Source organism: Shewanella corallii, from assembly GCF_023349125.1.
Classification (GTDB): domain Bacteria; phylum Pseudomonadota; class Gammaproteobacteria; order Enterobacterales; family Shewanellaceae; genus Shewanella; species Shewanella corallii.
The window spans coordinates 161,196-181,895 of sequence record NZ_JAKIKT010000007.1 but is presented as its reverse complement, the minus strand read 5'-3'; the positions used below and the strand labels follow the sequence as shown (position 1 = coordinate 181,895).

General features: G+C 50.7%; 12 protein-coding genes. 3 read left to right on the top strand and 9 right to left on the bottom strand.

What is annotated here, in order from left to right:
• Positions 1 to 1,104 precede the first annotated feature (1,104 nt).
• Together cadB and cadA are read left to right on the top strand one after the other, a co-directional pair.
• Positions 1,105 to 2,457 carry a cadaverine/lysine antiporter gene (cadB, locus tag L2725_RS17045; protein ID WP_249250042.1) on the top strand — a complete coding sequence of 451 codons (1,353 nt, stop codon included), beginning with the start codon at positions 1,105 to 1,107 and terminating at the stop codon, positions 2,455 to 2,457.
• A 148-nt stretch (positions 2,458 to 2,605) separates the two neighbouring features.
• The gene (gene cadA, locus L2725_RS17040; RefSeq protein WP_248935881.1) at positions 2,606 to 4,741 is read left to right on the top strand and encodes a lysine decarboxylase; all 2,136 of its coding nucleotides are present in this window, start codon (positions 2,606 to 2,608) and stop codon (positions 4,739 to 4,741) included.
• Positions 4,742 to 4,913: 172 nt separating this feature from the next.
• On the opposite strand, the gene L2725_RS17035 is transcribed toward cadA, so the two are convergent.
• The 6 genes from L2725_RS17035 to cyaB all read right to left on the bottom strand — a co-directional run bounded on the left by L2725_RS17035 (position 4,914) and on the right by cyaB (position 16,228).
• Positions 4,914 to 5,861, bottom strand: coding sequence for a DUF6708 domain-containing protein (locus L2725_RS17035; RefSeq protein WP_249250040.1), 948 nt, complete (start codon positions 5,859 to 5,861; stop codon positions 4,914 to 4,916).
• Positions 5,862 to 6,086: 225 nt separating this feature from the next.
• On the bottom strand, positions 6,087 to 8,246 hold the full coding sequence (locus L2725_RS17030) for a S8 family peptidase (RefSeq protein WP_249250039.1): 2,160 nt from the start codon (positions 8,244 to 8,246) through the stop codon (positions 6,087 to 6,089).
• A gap of 203 nt (positions 8,247 to 8,449) precedes the next feature.
• Entirely contained in the window at positions 8,450 to 11,608 is a 3,159-nt protein-coding gene (locus tag L2725_RS17025) for an HD domain-containing phosphohydrolase (RefSeq protein ID WP_249250038.1), read from the bottom strand.
• A gap of 150 nt (positions 11,609 to 11,758) precedes the next feature.
• On the bottom strand, positions 11,759 to 14,917 hold the full coding sequence (locus tag L2725_RS17020; RefSeq protein ID WP_249250037.1) for an HD domain-containing phosphohydrolase: 3,159 nt from the start codon (positions 14,915 to 14,917) through the stop codon (positions 11,759 to 11,761).
• Between the two features lie 100 nt (positions 14,918 to 15,017).
• Positions 15,018 to 15,497 (bottom strand): GNAT family N-acetyltransferase, encoded by a 480-nt coding sequence (locus L2725_RS17015; protein WP_249250036.1) that lies wholly within the window; start codon positions 15,495 to 15,497, stop codon positions 15,018 to 15,020.
• 179 nt (positions 15,498 to 15,676) lie between these two features.
• Complete coding sequence (gene cyaB / locus L2725_RS17010) at positions 15,677 to 16,228, bottom strand: class IV adenylate cyclase (protein ID WP_249250035.1); 552 nt, start codon at positions 16,226 to 16,228, stop codon at positions 15,677 to 15,679.
• A 93-nt stretch (positions 16,229 to 16,321) separates the two neighbouring features.
• On the opposite strand from cyaB, the gene L2725_RS17005 reads away from it, so the two are divergent.
• Positions 16,322 to 16,813, top strand: coding sequence for a peptidylprolyl isomerase (locus L2725_RS17005; protein ID WP_249250034.1), 492 nt, complete (start codon positions 16,322 to 16,324; stop codon positions 16,811 to 16,813).
• Between the two features lie 44 nt (positions 16,814 to 16,857).
• On the opposite strand, the gene L2725_RS17000 is transcribed toward L2725_RS17005, so the two are convergent.
• The 3 genes from L2725_RS17000 to L2725_RS16990 form a co-directional block, all read right to left on the bottom strand.
• A complete protein-coding gene (locus tag L2725_RS17000; RefSeq protein ID WP_249250033.1) occupies positions 16,858 to 18,783 on the bottom strand; it encodes a monovalent cation:proton antiporter-2 (CPA2) family protein in 1,926 nt (641 codons plus the stop codon).
• Complete coding sequence (locus L2725_RS16995; protein WP_249250031.1) at positions 18,780 to 19,406, bottom strand: NAD(P)H-dependent oxidoreductase; 627 nt, start codon at positions 19,404 to 19,406, stop codon at positions 18,780 to 18,782. The genes L2725_RS17000 and L2725_RS16995 overlap by 4 nt, the downstream gene beginning before the upstream one ends.
• Positions 19,407 to 19,772: 366 nt before the next feature.
• Positions 19,773 to 20,675, bottom strand: a complete 903-nt coding sequence (locus tag L2725_RS16990; protein ID WP_249250030.1) for a LysR family transcriptional regulator — start codon at positions 20,673 to 20,675, stop codon at positions 19,773 to 19,775.
• Between the last annotated feature and the right edge of the window lie 25 nt (positions 20,676 to 20,700).

Below are 20,700 nucleotides of genomic sequence, written 5' to 3'. Positions count from 1 at the left end.
GAATACACCTGTCCCCGTCGAGAGTTGCCGGACGAGTGTATAGGTGCAGGAGGTAGAACAAAGCAGGATGCCAGAGTCGAAAGGATTGGACGCAATGTTGGATGGGGCAACTTAGATTATATGACTTTTGGTCCGTGGAGAGTTAACTGAACCAGGAATCAGGTAAAAATGAAACCAATAATGAGGAGACACTAAAGAACAAGAACACGGTAATGTGCAGCCAAAAGATAATCGGTGTTTCTGTAGCCGAATAGAAACTTCCTTTAAAAGTGAACTCGCCGCTAACGATCAAGCTAACAGTCCATACAAAAGCGCACGCTCCTGCCATGAAACAAAAAACGGCTAACCATTTAGGGAGCCTCTTTAGTTCATTGTTTGCCATTTGGATAACTCGTCAGTATAAAATTCAACCACACATTCATATGACCTTGCCATCAGACAACAACAATGTTGGCGAAAGTCTGGATAACCAAGCTAGCAGCCAACCCGGTCGGTATTCAACCTCCTAGGTGGCAAGTTTAACATAGCGAGTCCCTGCCCAACCTCACCTCTGAACACAACAGAAATGCCCCTGTACCGCAGTGGTCCCCGCCATTGACCTCAATTGCGGCCTGATGGCCATAAACCTCCTATAAACCGCGATATAAACCCGGTTTATATCCTTCATCTTTCGACCTTGATATCACCTTGATATTTTTCTCTAAAAATATAAACCCATTGTATTTATTGGATTTATTTTAGTCTTTATCAGCTTTGACTCATCTTTTTGTCATTGACCAAACCATGATTTCACCTCCGCGAAATCCGGGCGTAATCTTGCTCCCGAATCAGGCACTTCCCTCCTCTCACACAAGGCATACGGGGGGATTGCCCAGGCGATTGCCAAGATGCGAACAGCGCCCTTACCCCGCCCACTATTCATAGATAAGCAGGCGGATGGGCTCACCCGAAACGGGAAATGCAAGTTGGCAATTCAACCTCCAATTCACATGAATAGCAGAGCGCACCAGACCTCTTACTGCACTCCTGAATAAAGAGATGCAAACGGGCTCCCCCTCACTCTTCTATCCAGGCGGATTGGAATTAGCTGAAAATGGAGACAGTATGTCCGCAAAGAAGATTGGCTTAATTGCCTGTACCGGTGTGGTAGCCGGTAACATGATGGGGAGTGGTATTGCACTGCTGCCATCAACCCTCGCTCAAGTCGGTTCAATTTCAATTTACAGTTGGATTATCTGCCTGGTTGGCGCCCTGAGTTTGGCATTCGTATACGCCAGACTGGGTACCAACAACCCTCAGGAAGGTGGTCCTATTGCTTATGCAGGCGAAATCTCTCCTGCTTTCGGCTTCCAGACCGGTGTGCTTTATTACCACGCCAACTGGATTGGTAACCTGGCAATCGCCATTACCGGTGTGTCTTACCTGTCAGTATTCTTCCCTGTACTGAACGAAACCGTACCAGCCGCTATCGCGACAATTGCATCAGTCTGGGTATTCACTTTTATCAACCTGCTGGGTGGTAGCTGGGTGAGCCGTCTGTGTACTATTGGTCTGGTTCTTATCCTTATTCCTGTTGTTGGTACTGCACTGGGTGGCTGGACTCACTTTGACCCAAGCCTGTACACCCAAAACTGGAACACTTCACACACCTCTGATTCTCATGCCATTGTTAACGCAGTGCTGATCACTCTGTGGGCCTTCGTGGGTGTTGAGTCTGCTGCGGTATCTTCTGGTCTGGTGAAAAACCCACGTCGCACCGTACCTCTGGCAACCATGCTGGGTACTGCGCTGGCCGGCATCATCTACATTCTGTCTACTCAGGTTATTGCCGGTATGTTCCCAGCCTCTGAAGTGGCTGCATCAGGTGCTCCATTCGCCCTGGCAACCTCTGAAGTATTCGGTAAGTGGACTGCGCCATTCGTTGCAGCCTTCACTGCCCTGGCTTGTTTCACCTCTCTGGGTAGCTGGATGATGCTGGTTGGTGAAGCCGGTAAACGTGCTGCCGCTGATGGTAACTTCCCTAAAGTGTTCGGTGAAACCGACGAGAAAGGTGTACCCAAGAAAGGTCTGCTGCTGGCTTCAACCATGATGACCGTACTGATGATCGCCATCACCCTGCTGAGCTCAGGCGACGGCCATGCTTCTGACCTGTTCAACGTACTGTCTTCTGACGCCGTACTGCTGACCATGCTGCCTTACTTCTACTCTGCCGTGAACATGATCCGCTACGAAGGTATGACTACCCGCAACGGCTTCGTGATGTTGTTCTCCGGTGTTGCCTGTGTGTTCTGCTTCATCGCCCTGATTGGTGCTGACCCACACGCCCTGAGCGCTACCTTCATCGTGTCTCTGGCAGTGTTTATCTTCTACGGCCGCAAACTGGGCCTGAGACAGCACATCGAACGTGCTGCCAACAAAATCAAAGGCAACGACAGCAAAGAAGCTGCTGCTCACTAAGCCCTTACAGCATTGAAAGCGCGGGTGACCTCTCACCCGCCCTCCCAAGCTAAACAACTGATTTAAAACTCTCAATTTTTATAGGCGCTCTCTTATCCTCCTGTCATTTGCATAGGAGGGCGCCCTCACTCACCCTGGAGAAATTCAGATGAATATTATCGCTATCATGAACCATGTGGAGGCACTGTTTAAGAAAGTGCCTGTTAAAGAACTGCAAGCCCAGCTGGAAAGCAAAGGCTTCCAGGTTGTCTACCCAGAGGATGAGCAGGACCTGATTAAACTGATTGAAAACAATGCCCGTATCTGCGGCGTGATTTTCGACTGGGATACCTACTCAATGGACCTGTGCAAAACAGTCAACAGCCTGAACGAAAAGCTGCCTCTGTTTACCTTCGCCAACGAGCAGTCCACTCTGGACATTTCCCTGACTGACCTGCGTCTGAACATCAGCTACTTTGAATACACTTTAAGCTCAGCGGCTGATATCAGCGTGAAGATCAAACAAGCGGTTGACGCATACAAAGACGCCATCCTGCCTCCACTGACCAAAGCCCTGTTCAAGTACGCTGAAGAAGGCAAATACACCTTCTGTACTCCTGGTCATATGAGTGGTACCGCATTCAACAAGAGCCCTGCAGGTAGTATTTTCTACGACTTCTACGGCGCCAACACTTTCAAGGCTGATATCTCTATCTCTATGCCTGAACTGGGTTCGCTGCTGGACCACTCAGGTCCACACAAAGAGGCCGAAGAGTATATTGCCCGCACTTTCAATGCCGACCGCTCTTACATCGTGACCAATGGTACTTCCACCGCCAACAAGATTGTGGGTATGTACTCAGCGCCAGCCGGCAGCACTGTGCTGGTTGACCGTAACTGTCACAAATCCCTGACTCACCTGATGATGATGTCAGATGTGACCCCAATCTACTTCCGCCCTACCCGTAACGCTTACGGTATCCTTGGTGGTATTCCTCAGAGCGAGTTCACCAAGTCTGTTATCGCTGAGAAAGTGGCTGCCACACCTGGCGCAACCATGCCTAACTATGCGGTAGTAACCAACTCCACATACGACGGTCTGTTCTACAACACCAAGTTCATCAAAGACACTCTGGAAACCAAGTACATCCACTTTGACTCAGCGTGGGTGCCATACACTAACTTCAACCCTATCTATGAAGGCAAGTGTGGTATGAGCGGTGAAGCCATGCCAGGTCGTGTGTTCTATGAAACTCAGTCCACACACAAACTGCTGGCGGCCTTCTCTCAGGCTTCCATGATCCATGTTAAAGGTGACATTGAAGAAGAGTCTTTCAACGAAGCCTTTATGATGCACACCTCGACCTCTCCTCAGTACGGTATCGTGGCCTCTGCCGAGATCTCTGCCGCTATGATGCGTGGTAACAGTGGTAAGCGCCTGATCCAGGAATCAATCGACCGTGCAATTCGCTTCCGTAAAGAGATCAAACGTCTGCGCACTGAAGCTGACTCCTGGTTCTTCGATGTATGGCAGCCAGAAAACATCGACAAGACTGAATGTTGGAAGCTGGATCCTAAAGACAACTGGCACGGCTTCAAGGACATCGATGACGAACATATGTACCTTGACCCAATCAAGGTCACCATCCTGACTCCTGGCATGACTGAAAACGGTGAACTGGCTGAAACCGGTATCCCAGCTTCTATCGTGTCCAAGTTCCTGGATGAGCACGGCATCGTGGTTGAGAAAACCGGCCCATACAACATGTTGTTCCTGTTCTCTATTGGTATCGACAAGCCAAAAGCGATGCAGCTGCTGCGTGCCCTGACCGAGTTCAAACGTGGTTACGACCTGAACCTGACCATCAAGAACATGCTGCCTTCTTTGTACGCAGAAGATCCTTCCTTCTACAAAGATATGCGTATTCAGGAACTGGCTCTGGGCATCCACAAACTGACTGCTCAGTACAAGCTGCCTGAGCTGATGTTCAAAGCCTTCGACGTACTGCCAGAAATGAAGCTGACTCCTCACGCTGCATGGCAGGAAGAGCTGCGCGGTAACATCGAAGAAGTGCCTTTGAGCGATATGGTTGACCGTATCAGTGCCAACATGATCCTGCCTTACCCACCAGGAGTACCTCTGGTACTGCCAGGTGAAATGGTCACTGACGCGTCCCGTCCGGTTCTGGACTTCCTGGAAATGCTTTGCGAAATCGGCAAGCACTACCCAGGTTTCGAAACCGACATTCACGGTGTATACCAGCACGAAGATGGCAGCGCCACGGTGAAGGTTATCAAAGCCTGATAGCTAAACCTGATCGTTAGAAATGGCCGGGGAGGCATCGCCACCTTCCCGACCAAACCTTTTCCGGTCAAACAATGTTAGTTCTCAAACCTTTCTAAAATTTCGCCTCGTGTGGAAACCAAAAGGCCCGGCAGCGTCTCCATTGCCGGGCCTTTTTTTATCAATAAAACCGCTAATAGCCGCTAACTTTTCTTCCCGTCCATTGATGAACCTCTGGCGGCCATCTGTCTCTGATGGGATTAAAGCGAGTGGCAAACTGAGAGGGTGAAATAAAGGGCAACAGGCAATAAAACAAAGGAGACAGGAGCCAACCTATTATCTTCGCCTTTTTGCTCCAGTCGGAATGGGGGATCTTTAACACCCAGGCTTTCTGTTCATTGGCGTGTTGCAGGCTATCCGACCCCTCTTCCATAAAACGCCGGACAAATTCCCAGTAGTCATAGGCACTCTCAGGATCGCCCACACACATACACAGGTTCAACGCCACGGGCTGAGAGCCACATTTGCCGTTAACGCAATAGTCCGGGTAAAGCCAAAGATTCAGGTTATAGGCATCGGTAAAGGCTCCCTGGCCAATATGGTGAGGCGCGTACATCAAGGCGATATGACAGTACTTCCAGGGAATACGATACAGCGCCTTCTTGTGGAAAACATAAACCTCCCGGTTGTTATGATGAAAGCGAACCGGGGTTCTGATTGGTCGGCACACATCAATCAAAACCAGCAACAAACAGGCGCCAAACAACCAGGCTTCTGCCGGCGACAAGTACAACCAGGGAGTATCGTCACGGCCCAATCTGATAACCAGATAAACAAATAGCATCATGGGAAACAGAAAGAACTGGGAAAAGCGGGTCAGGGTTTGCCTGCAATGAACACTGTTGACCCTCATATCGATAAAGTCACCATAGGTCCCGGCAGAGTGCAAATAGTAAGACACCTCACAGGCACCTTCCTCTTGTTCAAGCTCGAGTTTCCTGGGGGGAGGACTGAGAATATCCTCCATCATATGGCTGGTTCCGAAACCTGTGCTGAATCCAACCCCTCTTATTGCTTTGGTATTTCTGAATTGCGGCGCGTAACCGTGTTGCTCAGCCCCAATCCAAAGATCGTCGGACACTTTATTAATCCTGAATGCCATACTTCCGCCACTGCTCCTGTCGGCTCTGCTTCTGCTCAGTTCTAACCTTAGCTGACAAACTGACGCTGAAATCCAGTGACACAGGATATTGAACCCGGCTGCAGCAGGACATAGTGCAAAGCTACTAACTTGATGGTTCGGGCACCTTAACCGTAAAAAGCCCGGCATCACTGCCGGGCATGGGCCTAGTCCTAGGCAAAGAGATCAATCGCCATAGTAGAAGTTACCACCCCAGATAAATGGGCTGGAACCCGCAGGCGCTGTACCTATATAGCAGTTGGCACCATCGTAGCTTCCTGCCGGGCAAGTTGGCGCGCCGGTAGGCGTGGTGTAAAAGTTACCATCGTACTCAAAGGCAGTGGTACCTGCCGGTGCTGACGCCAGGTAGCAATTGGCACCATCGTCAGTGCCAGATGTGCAGGCATCATAGGTGGTGTAAAAGTTATTGGCATAAATAAAACCACCGGCTGGCTTGGTCATCACATAGCAGTTGGCGCCATCATAGGTTCCCAGAGGACATACATTACCCGGCAATGCGGTAGTGTAGAAGTTGCCGCCCCACTCAAATGCACTGGTGCCGCCAGGCGCTGATGCGATATAGCAGTTGGCTGAATCATCACTGCCCACGGAACAGTCATCGTACTGATGATAGAAGTTGTTGGCATAGATAAACCCTGTCTCCGGCTTGGTCATCACATAGCAGTTTGCACCGTCATAGCTGCCCAACGGACAATCCATCAACTTGGCTTCGACATAGTAGTTACCCGACCAGATAAAGGGATCGGCACCTGAAGGTACTGGCATCACATAACAGTTGGCACCATCAAACCAGGGCATCAGGCTGGAGCCATCGTGCATGGCCACAGGATCGGTACAGGGATTCTTCCAGAACGCCAGCAGATTGGGCGAACCACTGCCAATGCTGGACAGTACGCCAACCGTCGCGTCGGAAATCACTCTCAGCATAATATCAGCCGGCGTGGCAGCGGGATCTTCTGCCCGCATCAGCGCCGCAATGCCTGCTACATGTGGCGCGGCCATAGAGGTACCGCTGATGGAGTTGGTGGCATTACTGCCTGTATGCCAGGCCGAAGTGATGTCAGAGCCCGGCGCAAACAGATCCACACAGGAGCCCTTGTTGGAGAAGTTGGAGCGTTTGTCATTGATGGTGGTTGAACCTACGGTAATGGCATCGTTCACCCGCGCCGGCGAGTATGAGCAGGCATTGGCATTGGAGTTACCGGCAGAAACCACATAGGTCACCCCTGAATTAATGGAGTTTTGTACCGCATTGTCCATGGCGGTATTGGCGCCGCCACCCAAACTCATGTTGGCCACCCCCTGGCCACCGGCATTGGCCGTTACCCAGTTAACCCCGGCGACAATGGTTGAGGTCGCCGAACTGCCGGTGCAGCCAAATACTCTCACGGGGTGCACAGTCGCGCCCTTGGCCAGACCATGTCGGGTGCCCAGTACAGTACCCGCCACATGGGTACCATGGCCGATACAGTCGGTATTGGCACTGCCCCCCACAAAGCTGGCGCCGACGCCCACTCTGCCGGTAAAGTCCAGGTGAGCCGCATTAAGCCCTGAGTCAATCACGTACACATCCTGACCTGTTGCTGTTTGCTGGTAGGTAAAACGGTTATCCAGATTGAGGGGACGCTCATCAACTCTGTCCATTCCCCATGACGGCACAGGGTTTTGAATTGTATGGGTATAGGCCAGTCCATCGGCGTAGACATCACTCACCCAGCGTTCCTGCTTTAGCTCCGCCAGCTTGTCTTTGTCTATCTGCAGGGCAAAACCATGGAATACAGACTCGTACACAGCGTCCACACGGGCACCGTAGCGCTCAGCAGTGCCCCTCGCCATTTGCGCCAACTCATCCGCTGATATCTCTTTGCTGACGGCAATCAGATAACGATCAGGGACCAACGCCGAGCCCAGACAGACCTGAAGCTCACTGCGACCTGAATATCCGTTCAGGCAGGCGTTCCATTCATATCTGGCTTTGCTTAATTCGCGATTGATGCCACTGAGAGTAAAGTGCCGGCCATCAAAGCTTGCCTGCCCTTCGACCATAGTGCGGCTGTCACGGTCCAGAGTCAGCTCAAGCTGATTGCCACGTATTGGTCCAAACCTCTCCAGTTGGGCCATCAACTCTTCTGCTGATATCGCCTTGCCATTGAGGTAGGCGGTATAGGCACGACTCTCACCTGCATAGCTTTCATCAAGGCTGAAACTGATGGACGTGTCCTGCAGTGATACTGTTGGCTGTTTTTGCTCAGCGGCCTGAGCCTGGGAGGCCAGCAGAGTCAGCAGTGACGCTCCGGCAATTTGTGAATAGATAGATTTCATCATGGGTATCCTTACTGTGAGTGAATCTTTGCGTCTGATGACGCCAAGCGGATACTAAGCACTCACAGGGGCCTGAGTCTGGGACAATGACTGGCGAACAAGGGTAAAAGCGGGAAAGAAAAACAATTAATCAGATAACTATCAATACCTTAAAAATCAGACAGAGATTCACCTCTGCCTGATTAATAAGCTTTACTGAGATAACATCAACCGGCTCTGGGCAACTCCACCTCAGTGTTATTGTCGAGATATTTGCCAATATCGACTGTGTCAATCTGAGCTTCAGGCAGGAAGGCCCGGGCATAATCCAGATACACACCGCTGGAGAGGAACAGGTTGAATACTTCGATATCCAGATGCTTATCCAGCGCCATTTTGTGCAGAATATCCACCGCCACACTCAGGGGCTTGGCTTTTTTGTAAGGTCGATCTGATGCTGTCAGGGCCTCGAAAATATCCGCCAGTACCAGAATGCGCTCAGGTACTGACAATTGCGCGCCGTTGAGCTTTCTGGGATATCCATCTCCCCTCAGGGTTTCATGGTGAGTGGAGGCGTATCTGGGTACCCTGGCCAGTTCTGGTGGGAAAGGGATCTCCTCCAGCATCTTGATACCGCTGATCATGTGCTCATTAATCTTGAATCTGTCTTCGGCGGTCAGGGTGCCACGCTTAATGCACAGGTTATAGAGCTCACCATGGTTATACTGGTGCTCAGGAATATTCATATTGATGCCCAGCACAGGATCCAGCTCCATCGGCCGCTCCCGCTCAATGACATGCTCGGGTTTATCAGCCAGCAGCGGCTCCATCGCAGGCACCTGGGTTTGCGGATATCTTTCCTCCTCCAGCGGGCCGAGCCCCAGTCTGTTGTCAAAATGACGAACCCACTGCTGCGCGCCAATGGTCTTAACTCTGGCGATATCATCGTCAGACATAAACTCACTGCCCACATTGGCCCTGGCGATAAAGGCAAACTCCTGCTGCAACGCCTGCTGCTTCTGGGCCAATTCAGCCGCCACACTTTGCTCATCCTGCCCCTGCAATTGCTGCTTCAAGGCGGCAATCTCGGCATCCCGCCACAGGACTTCAAAACGGGTGCGGACTTCGTGGATACGGTTGTAGTTGGTCTCCAGTTTACTGCCCTTATCGACAATATATTCCGGCGTAGTGATCTTGCCGCAATCGTGCAGCCAGGCAGCGATTCGGAACTCCCGTCTTTCATCCTCAGAGTTAAACTCAAACGCCCTGAACGCCTCAGTATTGTCGCGCTCAGCGGCTTTCGCCAACATCATGCCCAACTCTGGCACCCGGTTACAGTGCCCGGCGGTGTAGGGAGACTTTTCATCGATAGCGTTGGCGATGATACGGATAATAGTTTCAATAAACTCATCCTGGGCCTGCTGATGAGCAGCAATCGAGTCCGCCATACTGCGAATATCCCGGGACAGCTCAAACACCTCTTTGATATGACTGTCTATCACTTTGACATCAGCATATCTGCGCTCTTCAATCTTGTGGGTCTGGCGTCTGAGGGCATTGATGGGAGTGGAGATGGGGTTACCAAACAGCCAGGACAACGGCAACAGCATGCCCAGAATCAGCAGGGAAAACGCAATAAAGTAAATTATTCGCTGGTTAACCGTCGCCATGATGACAGAGCTGGGCACCAGCACCGCCAGAAACTCTCCCTGCCCCCGGGACAGGGCGGAAACATACAGATACTGAGTCAGGCCGTTAATCTCAACCTTATGCATCTGCTTACCTGCATTTTCTGCCGCGGCGTAATCCAGGATCAGCTCATAGGGAACATGGGTGTAATGGGTAAATCTCTCTGTCGGTCTCAGCCATTTGTCATGGAGTGCGGCGCGCTGCGCCGGGGTTATCGCCTGCAAAGCTCTGTTGATAATCTCTACCAACTCTTGATGCTGCTCTCCCATGGCATACAGGAAATTCCCAGGCAGCAGGTCTTCATCCAACTCAGTGACTTTAAGGCCGGTATAAAACTTCTGCTTGGCCTTGTGAGCCAGCACAGGGGTCAGATCCAGCAAGCCATATATCTTGCCAGCCTGCACATCCACCATGGCCTGATGAATGGAATCATAAATAACGAGTTTAATATCCGGGTGATGCGCTTTGAGGGTGTCGATAATGCTCCAGCCTTTAAGAATACCGACTTTACGTCCCTCCAATCCGGCCAGGTCAGACGCCAGTTGGCTGCCGGACATAGACAGTACGCCATAGGACACCTGATACAGGGGCTCACCATATATTCCGGGGAAGCGGCGCTCACTCTGCTGGGCGATGGCGTGCAGAATATCCAATTTCCCTGCCTGGTAATCCTCGGTCAGTTCATTCCAGCTGCGGCCATTGGCATAGTCAAACTTCAAACCCGTCATGTCTGCCACAATTTTGAATACATCCATGGTGTAGCCATATGGCGTGCCTGAAATGGAGAAGTCCATCGGCTCGTAATCATCCTGATTGGAAACTCTAAGCGGCGGCGTGCTGTTAACCAGGGCCCATTCGTCGGCAGACAGCGCCATGGGTTCCACCAGCGGCAGATCATCACTGATATCCACTTCCTGATTGGTCGCAATCAACCTGCCATCTTCAAGAAACAGAAATGCTTCTGTATCCGCATCGACTGAGTCAGACACCACACTGCTCGCCAATCTCGACTCTATGGCAGCAAGGGTTACATCTACACCCAGTACAAATTCACTGTTCAGGCGCATGGCGTAGCTCTGCCCAGTGACCTTCAGGTTGTGGAACAGATAGGGGGCAGTTTTATGGATCCTGTCGACCCCGGCTTTAATAAACCAGTTACGCTGGGATGGATAGTAGGTGCTGGCTTCGGTTTGCCGGGTGCGAAGTGAGAAGTCCGCGTCGTAGTAAAAGCTGTCTTTAGTGCGCTCGCCCTGCGCACCCTGATGAACAATCAACAACCATCTGTCAGAGCCATGGGCATGCACCTTCTCCCTGATAGCGGGAGAGGCAAGGCTGATAAGCTGAAAGAAGCTGTCATCATCTCCCGCCACATAGATGCTGTAGAGACCATCATTGGTTTGCAGCGCCTGGGCGAAAGATTCCAGCAGGGGTTTTCCCGGCTCAACATCGCCCAACACCTTGATGATTTGAGCTGCCTGGCGGGTGGTATGCATGGCAATAAAGTCGAGTTGAGCCAGCTGCTCTGTTACCGTACCGGCTATCTGGCGATACTTGTTCAGCGCATGGTCCAACTCACTTTCCCGGGCAAAGTAATATTGCAGGGATACCGCTATCAGTGCTGTCAGACTGGTCACTATGACAAACATGGCCCCGACTGCGACCCTGATGGTGACTCGTTTCTTCCCTTTTTGCTGCACGTCAAAAGTCCTTTTTTGAGCCTCAGATAACGCAGTGACGATAGCAAAAGAACAGATTAATGTCAGCAAAACTGATTGTATTTCATACTATTGCCAAAAAACGCACAAGACAGTCACAGGCTACCGCCAGACAGACGTCAGCTCTGGATATCAGCTGGCTTTGGACATCCAATGAGCCTCAGGTTGCAGATACTTATTGATATCCACTTCATCAATCTGATGTTCCGGCAGGAAGGCGCAGGCATACTCCATATACACGCCACTGGAGAGGAAGAGATTAAACAGCTCCATATCCAGATGCTTTTCCAACGCCATCTTGTGCAAAATATCCACTGCAACGCTCAACGGCTTGGCTTTCTTATATGGCCTGTCTGACGCCGTCAGAGCTTCAAAAATATCCGCCAGCACCAGAATACGTTCAGGCACTGACAATTGCTCGCCAGTGAGTTTTCTTGGGTAACCATCTCCCCTCAGGGTTTCATGATGAGTGGAGGCGTATCTGGGCACTCTGGCGAGCTCCGGCGGGAAAGGAATATTCTCCAGCATCTTGATGCCGCTGATCATATGCTCATTGATCTTAAACCTGTCCTCAGCCGTTAATGTGCCTCGCTTAACGCTCAGGTTGTAAAGCTCGCCCTGATTATACAAATGCTCAGGGATCTCCATATTGATACCCAAAGCGGGCTTAAGATCCATTGGCCGATCCCGCTCAATAATGTGCTCAGGTTTATCGGCCAGTAAGGTTTCCACTGCAGGAGTTGACGCAGATGCGTACCTCTTTTCCTCAATTGGCCCCAGCCCGAGACGACTGTCGAAGTGACGCACCCATTGCTGCGCCCCTATGGCATGCAAACGGGCAATATCGTCATCTGACATAAACTCCCCACCCACATTGGATTTGGCGATAAAGGCAAATTGCTGCTGCAGCGCCTGCTGCTTGTTTACCAACTCAGCCGCGACACTTTGCTCGTCCTGTCCCAGCAACTTTTGCTTCAATGCGGTAATTTCGGCATCACGCCACAGCACTTCAAAACGGGTGCGGATCTCATGGATACGATTGTAATTGGCCTCAAGCTTGCTGCCTTTATCAACAATAAACTCGGGCGTGGTGATCTTACCGCAGTCATGCAGCCAGGCTGCGATTCTGAACTCCCGTCTTTCATCGTCACTGGCAAATGCAAAATGTCTGAACGGTTCAGCATCACTAAGCTCTGCCGCCCGGGCTAGCATAATGCCAAGCTCTGGCACCCGATTGCAGTGGCCGGCTGTATAAGGTGACTTTTCATCAATGGCATTGGCGATAATGCGGATAATGGTTTCAATAAACTCATCTTGCTGCGCCTGATGCTCAGCCAATGACTTAGCCATACAACGCACATCCCGGGACAGCTCAAACACCTCCTTAATGTGACTGTCAATAATGCGGACATCCTGATAACGACGATGTTCAATTTTTTTGGTTTGCCGACGTAGTGCATTTATTGGACGCACAATAGGGTTTCCACAGACCCAGGCCAGAGGGAGCAACAAGGCTAAAACCACCACAGACAGCAGCAGGAAATAGCCGATCCGCTGGTGCACGCTGTATAAGATGACATCTGCAGGGGTTAATACCGCAAAATACTCCCCCTGACCGTGATCCAATGGGCTGATAAATAGATAATGACTGGCGCCCTTAATCTCGACTTCATGCATCTGCTTATCAACGTCTGGCCGCTGACTATATTCCAACAGCTCCCGATAAGGCACATGATTATAGTGGGCAAACTGTTTTTCTGGATTTAACCATCTATCGTATAAGGCGCGTTGCTGTTCAGTGGTAATATTGGTCAGCGCCAGATTTATCAGGGCTATCAGCTCTGCATGATGGTCAGCCATCGCATACTGAAAGCTCATCGATAGCATGTTGTCATCAAGCTCAGTCACACCGAGCCCCTGGTAAAAACGTTGCTGAATTTTATGGTTCAAAACCGGCGCAAGTTCCAACACCCCAATCGACTGCCCAGCTTGTACAGCCTCGATGGCTTCATGCAGATCATCATGCAAAATCAGGGTGATATCGGGATATTGAGTTTGCAGCGTGTGGCTGATGCTCCAACCTTTAAGCATACTCACTGTGTGCCCCTTAAGCTCAGCAAGACTCTCTATATCCTGCCCGCCAAGCGGCGCCAACAAGCCAAACGGCACTTCATAAAGTGTACTGCCATAAATTCCCGGATAAGGCGTCTGCGGATTGGCGACAATCGAGTGCAAAATATCTAACTTTCCCGCGGCATAATCCTGAGTCAACTCATTCCAACTGCGGCCATTGATATATTCAAACTCTATTCCCGTCATTTGTGATACCAGTTCAAACAGCTCAATGGCATAACCATTGGGTCGACCTGATATCGCAAAATCCAGTGGCTCCCAGTCATCCTGATTTGACACCTTTAACGGACCGCTACGCTCAATCAGGGCTTGTTGTTCGGCCGACAAGATAAGCGGCGTAGCTTTAGGAATGGCTGCTTGCGCTGAGCGTTTTTGGTTGGAGGCGATCAGCTGCCCGTTTGGCAAAAATAAAAACGCCTGACTGACATCGCCCTCGGATGAGGAAGCATAGTTTTGCTGCAGTTTTGACTCAATCGCCTGCAACTTAACATCAACGCCCAACACCCCCTTTCCGTTTCCCAACCTAACCGAATAGGTTTGTCCGGTCACTTTGGGGTTATTAAACAAATAAGGATCTGTTTTAAAAATAGTGCCGACACTGGCCTTGGTATACCAAGGCCGCTGAGTGGGGTAATAACTGCTGGGCGCCGTATTTTGAGCGCTGATGTTAAATTGGCTGTCAAAATAGGTGCTGACTTTGGTTCGCTGGGCACCACTGCCACTGTGCCGCACCAGCAGCCACCTGTCGCTACTTTGTGCGCCCAACTGCAATTTCACTGACTCTGACACCAGGTTAAACAGCTCGAAAAAACTGTCATCGTCACCCGCCACATAGACACTGGACAAGTCCTGATGACTTTTGAGCGACTGCGCAAACGCACCGAGTAACTCTTCGCTTGCACTGGCATCGTCAAGCACCCTTATCATATGGGCAACCTGTCTTGCAGTATGCGCAGCGACCGAATCCAGCTGTGTCAACTGCTCTGCCACGTTGACAGCAATTTGCTGGTTTTTGTTTACTACATGGCCAAGCTCACTCTCACGCAAAAAATAATATTGCAGTGCCACTGCAATAAGTGAGGTCAAACAGGTTACCAGCACAAACATTGTGCCGACGGCGACTTTAATTGTTACGCGTTTTTTTGAGGCTTTTACCATTGCTGCTTATCCCTTCCCAGCAACTATTCAACAGCGCAACAATAGCAAAAGCAGGCAACTAAACAACAAAAATAAGATGTTCCCCAAATATTGCAAATAGCTAATTTAGCGAAACTTTTTGATGAGTTAAGTCTAGCTTCATAAAACAGCTGAAGTCGTTTTCCCGGTATCTTGCAAAAGGGCCACAATACTCAAACCCTTCACTGCTATACAAGGCCCTGGCAGCATCAAATAAAGGAGCATTACCTGTCTCCAGATACAGCTCTGTCATACCTCCGGCCCGGGCATCCCGAATTAAAAATCTGAGTAGTTTGCGGCCATACCCTTTGCCGCGAAATCCGTTGGCACTGCGCATTGATTTGAGCTCCCCTCTATCCCCATCCAGACGTTTCAGGGCACCACAGGCGGCGAGTTTTCCATCACACCATAAAGAGAAGAAACGCACATCAGCGGACTGCAAACGGCCGACATTCAATGCATGTACGGCATCAGGAGGCGAGTTGGAGTGCATATCCTGCAGATGCTCATTCAGCAGGGCGATGACTTGGGGGTGGGTGACGTTGTCCAATACGATTTTCACAGCGTGCTCCGATATCAAAATCAGAGCTGTCGCAATTATCATGCCCGCCCGGGAAGCCACTGAAACGGCAGATTACCGCCTGAACTAAGGCTCCATTGCACCAAGATGATGAGCCCCTGCCCTGCTTTGGTTCTATCCCTGAGATGAATTGGCTAACTGCGGTCAGCTTTACTCTCCAATCAGCTGAACTCAACTCCCATCAATTCACGATAGGATTGATACTCCCTGTGCTGCTCAGTCAGGCCAAATCTGGCGGCAAGACATTGCAGCTCTGACGTCATTGCAGGAGCCAGAGTCTCGTCATCCGTCATCACGGCGAACTCAGCAAACCAGCCGATGTTATCCAGTCGGTCCAGGGTAATATGGAACTTATCGACGAAATACACGCTTCTGTGCTTGGTTGAGCGAGCAACTTCACTGTACCCCATACTCAACAACATGGCTTTGGCGGCGCCTGCATCATTGATATTGGTTGATTCGCAACGTTCCGGCTCTGGTCCTTTTAAAAACCAGATCATCACACCTGAAGGTTGCAGCTCCCTGATACAAAGCAGTTTCCCCTCGTAGGCCAATTGGCGATCGGCCGTATCATAGAAGGTGTCCAGCTCAAGGTTATCTTCAAACATCACCTCAAAGGCCTGTTGATTCAGGTACTCAAGAAATGTCTTTTTATCGTCTAATCTGTACTTTAGCTCGACTTCAAAGCTGCCTTTAAAATGTTCTGTGTTCAATGCGTTATCCAACCCGGAAAATCCCACTCTATTGGGTGATTCTGACATCAGGGAGTATACTGTGCCTCCTGAAAAATCTCGCGAGTGATTCACATGATTATCTTTTCCACTAACTTCGGCGATATTGAAATTGAGCTGGATATGGAAACCACCCCGGTAACGGCCAAAAACTTCCTTAAGTACTGTGAAGATGGCTTCTACGACAACACCATTTTCCATCGTGTTATCGATGGTTTTATGATCCAGGGCGGTGGTTTCACCCCGGAAATGCGCGAAAAGGACACCCGCGAGCCTATCGTCAACGAAGCCAACCGTGGCCTGAAAAATGTCACAGGCTCTATCGCCATGGCCCGCACCGATGCGCCGCACTCGGCCACAGCTCAGTTCTTTATCAATCTGGAAGACAATGACTTTCTGGATCACTTTGCCACCACCAACCGTGGTTGGGGCTATTGTGTATTCGGTAAGGTAACTGCGGGGATGGATGTGGTAAACGCCATTGCCAAGGTAAAGACCGGCTCTAAGTTTGGCCATGACGATGTGCCTAAAGACGCGGTTATCGTCGAGAAAGTGACTATCAAATAGTCCACACAGTAAAAGGCGGGGTACCCCGCCTTTTTCGTGATTATTCAGTCCTCTTTATCTTTCAGGGCATCCGTATAGCCTTTGGGTGGTGGCGTCCAGCCGCGATCTGAAAGTGAATGCCTGTCGACACGGTCGGTATTCATGGCGGTTTTAATCTGCTCTTCCAACTGCATAAACAGATCCCTGTAATGGGTATCGAACCTCTCGCCCTCTTCAGTATCCGCCAGCCATGCCTTATATAAGATATCTGATTGTTCTGCATCAATGCGCTTGAAACTGTTTTTTTGCTGCTCCGCCACAAACGGATGGCACCCCAGTTTGCGCATGGCGGCAGTACCAATTTCAAGGGCGCTGCAATAGGTCTCAGACTGGATAACATCAGCCCCTGCCTGCCTGAGCCGATAACCGTGACCACGGTCGAATGCCCGTGCCAGAACAGCTACATTGGGGTAGGTGTGTTTCACATACTCTACCAGCTCCACGGCGGCATCCTGATTGTCGATGGCCACCACCAATAACTCACACTCAGCAATGCCGGCGGTGTGCAGCAGATCTGGCTTGGTTGCATCACCAAAATAGGCCCGGGTATTGATTTTGCGCAGGTTATCTACCTGGCCCGCCTGATAATCAAGTACCACAGTATTGACCCCTATACCTACCAGCATACGGTTAACTATCTGACCAAAGCGCCCCATACCGGCAATGATGACGGTTCCCATCTCCTCAATCTCATCCGGTTGCCCCTCATTCGACCTGTCTTCAAATCTGGGCAATATCACCTTGTCATACAAAATAAACAGGGCCGGTGTCAGCAACATGGACAAAGCGACCACCAGTGAGAGGGTTTGCGCCAGCTCTGTGGGCAGCACATGGTTTTGTACCGAGAAGCTCAGCAGCACAAAGCCAAATTCACCGGCCTGAGCCAGACTCAGCGTAAACAGCCAGCGGTCACTGCCACTGATTTTGAACAGTCGCGCCAAAAAGTAGAGCACCACTCCCTTGAGGGCCATCACTCCCAGCGTCAGTCCGAGGATGGCCCACAGGTTATCGGACAGAATGCCAAAGTTAATACCTGCGCCAACTGTGATAAAGAAAAGACCGAGTAACAAACCTTTGAAGGGCTCAATGTTGGATTCAAGCTCGTGTCTGAACTCACTGTTGGCCAGTACCACACCAGCCAGGAAGGTTCCCAGTGCCGGTGAAAGCCCTACCAGACTCATTAAGGCTGCAATACCTACCACCAGCATCAGCGCCGTTGCCGTAAATATCTCCCTGAGACCCGAGCTGGCAACAAACGTCAGCAAAGGACGGGTAAGGAAGTGACCGCCCACCACCAATCCGATAATGGCACCAATAATCACCAGGGCATACGCCCATCCCGGCAATCCAGCCACCAGACTCATACTTTCATGATGGTCGGCGGATTGAGCCAATGCCTGAGCCGCCTCAACCAGCTCCGGCAGTGCCAGCAAAGGAATAAAGGCGAGCATAGGGATCACAGCGATATCCTGAAACAGCAGTACCGAGAAGGCATTCTGGGCCCCTTCTGTTTTGGATACCCCTTTCTCACTGAAGGTTTGCAGCACAATGGCGGTAGATGACAAAGCAAAGATAAGACCGATAGCCAGGCTCACAGACCACACTTGCCCCAGAGCCAATGCAATAGCGCCAATCGCAACCGTAGTGATAGATACCTGTAACCCACCCAGGCCTATCAGGCGGTTGCGCATCTCCCATAATACCTTGGGCTCCAGCTCCAGCCCCACCAGAAACAACATCATCACCACACCAAATTCGGCGAAGTGTTGAATAGTATTGGTTTCGGCGCCCACCAAACCGGTGACCGGCCCGATAACAACACCGGCAATCAGATATCCCAATACAGAACCGAGGCCAAGACGTTTGGCAATGGGCACTGTGATAACGGCGGCAACCAGATAGATAAACGCCTGTAAAAAGTACTCAGTCATAGCGCCTCCCCTCCAGTGCTTTGGGCCCCTTCCAGGTATTGATTCAAGGTACAAAACTCACCCAGATTCCCGGGTTCCAGCGAACCACTGGTCAATTGTTCCAGCAGACTCTGCCACTGGCTGCGATGGACATCCAATCGGCCATCATCTGCTGCGGTTCGGGCACCGAACAGTACGAAGGGAGGCAACCATTCCATTCCGGTAAGATTGGCGGTCTGCTCAAGAGGTCTGAGTAACTCGTTGAGGGGAAAATGATTGTAACCGTCGGTGTGATAGGCTTCCTCGCCAGCACCTGCGGTCAGAGCGCACAGAAACCGTTTGCCATGAAGCGCCGTGCCTTCAGAGCCGTAGGCAAAATTGTATTCAAGCACCAGATCCTGCCACTCCTTCAAAATTGACGGTGTGGAGTACCAGTAAAGCGGAAACTGAAAGATCACCACATCATGGTCAACCAGTCTTTGCTGCTCCCGGTCAATGTCGATATTCAACCTGGGGTATTCCCCATAGAGGTCTATTGCCGTGACACCATTAACACGGCACGCAGCCTCAAACATGGGCTGATTAATTTCACTCCTGTGGGGAGAAGGATGGGCGTATAGCAAGAGTACGGATTTTTCTGCCATGGAATTCCGGCTTCCTTATTGTTTTATTCTGAATTTCAAAACCAAATTAGGGTCTACTGACCTTTGAAGATGGTTTTTGCAGCGCTTTGCCGTTGTTTTATACAAAGCAACGCGATTGCGGTGTAGTTGTTTCTACATAAATGAGCGTTAATGCAGTAGAAAGCGACGACAAACGCTGCCCGAAGGGCTCGGCTATACGCGCTTTACTCTTTGTTGCAAGGTATTTGCTTAGGCCCACTAGGCGGCACACCTTGCGTCGCGATTAAAGCGCGTCTATCTCGAGCAAAACTCAACCATGAAAGGTCAATAGACCCTAATATGCTGCAGGATAATCTTCAAGCGGTTGATTTTTAGTTACCACCTGAATTAATCGGCAAAACGATGCCAACAATCTTTGGAAGCAAAATACTCAACGTAATAATCGATAAATGCCCTCACCTTGGAAGCCAGTTGACGATTGCTTGGGTACAAAGCCCACAACGCAGTATCCGACACCAGAGGATAATCCCGCAGGATCTGCACCAGCTCTCCCCGCGCCAGCTGACTGTGAATACTCCACACCGAGTTAATACCGATACCCAAGCCATCTATACAGGCATGACGCAGAGCATCACCATTATCAGTACGGAACTTTGCATGAGTTTTCACGCTGACCAGGTCTTTGCCCGATTTGAACGTCCAGGAGTCCGATCCCGACAGGTGGATACAGTCATGCTGTTTTAACTCTGCAGGCGTCGCTGGCACACCAAAACGGGCTAAATAGCCAGGAGAGGCGCAAACAATCCGGCTGTCCGCTGCCAGCTTGCGGGCGATAAGGCTTGAGTCCTCCAGCGCAGCATTGCGAATAGCAATATCAAAGCCCCCTTCGACCATATCGACAATGGCATCTGAAAAACGAAAGTCCACGGTCAGATCAGAGTATTTCTCCATAAACCCCTTCAATCCAGGCATGAGATGCAGTCGGCCAAAGGACGCAGGCGCGGTCACCCGCAATATTCCGGAGGGCGATTGAGTCCCCTTACCCACTGAAGAATAAGCTGCCTCGACGCTGTCCAGCACGTCTCTGGCATGGGACAGGAAGGCTTCACCCTCTTCCGTTAATGCCACCTTTCGTGTGGTTCTGTGCACTAATCGGGTGCCAAGAGAAGTCTCCAACTTACTGATATAGCTGCTGGCAACCGCAGGGGACAGACTCATTTCCCGACCTGCCACACTGATATTCTGGGTTTCGGCAACCCGGGAAAACAATTTAAGGTGATCGATATTCATAGCTAATTATCAATAGAATCTTAAA

Coding starts and splice junctions, on each gene's coding strand:
- cadB (WP_249250042.1), top strand. CDS start 1,105: ATGTCCGCAAAGAAGATTGGCTTAATTGCCTGTACCGGTGTGGTAGCC.
- cadA (WP_248935881.1), top strand. CDS start 2,606: ATGAATATTATCGCTATCATGAACCATGTGGAGGCACTGTTTAAGAAA.
- L2725_RS17030 (WP_249250039.1), bottom strand. CDS start 8,246: ATGATGAAATCTATCTATTCACAAATTGCCGGAGCGTCACTGCTGACT.
- L2725_RS17020 (WP_249250037.1), bottom strand. CDS start 14,917: ATGGTAAAAGCCTCAAAAAAACGCGTAACAATTAAAGTCGCCGTCGGC.
- L2725_RS17005 (WP_249250034.1), top strand. CDS start 16,322: ATGATTATCTTTTCCACTAACTTCGGCGATATTGAAATTGAGCTGGAT.
- L2725_RS17000 (WP_249250033.1), bottom strand. CDS start 18,783: ATGACTGAGTACTTTTTACAGGCGTTTATCTATCTGGTTGCCGCCGTT.
- L2725_RS16995 (WP_249250031.1), bottom strand. CDS start 19,406: ATGGCAGAAAAATCCGTACTCTTGCTATACGCCCATCCTTCTCCCCAC.
- L2725_RS16990 (WP_249250030.1), bottom strand. CDS start 20,675: ATGAATATCGATCACCTTAAATTGTTTTCCCGGGTTGCCGAAACCCAG.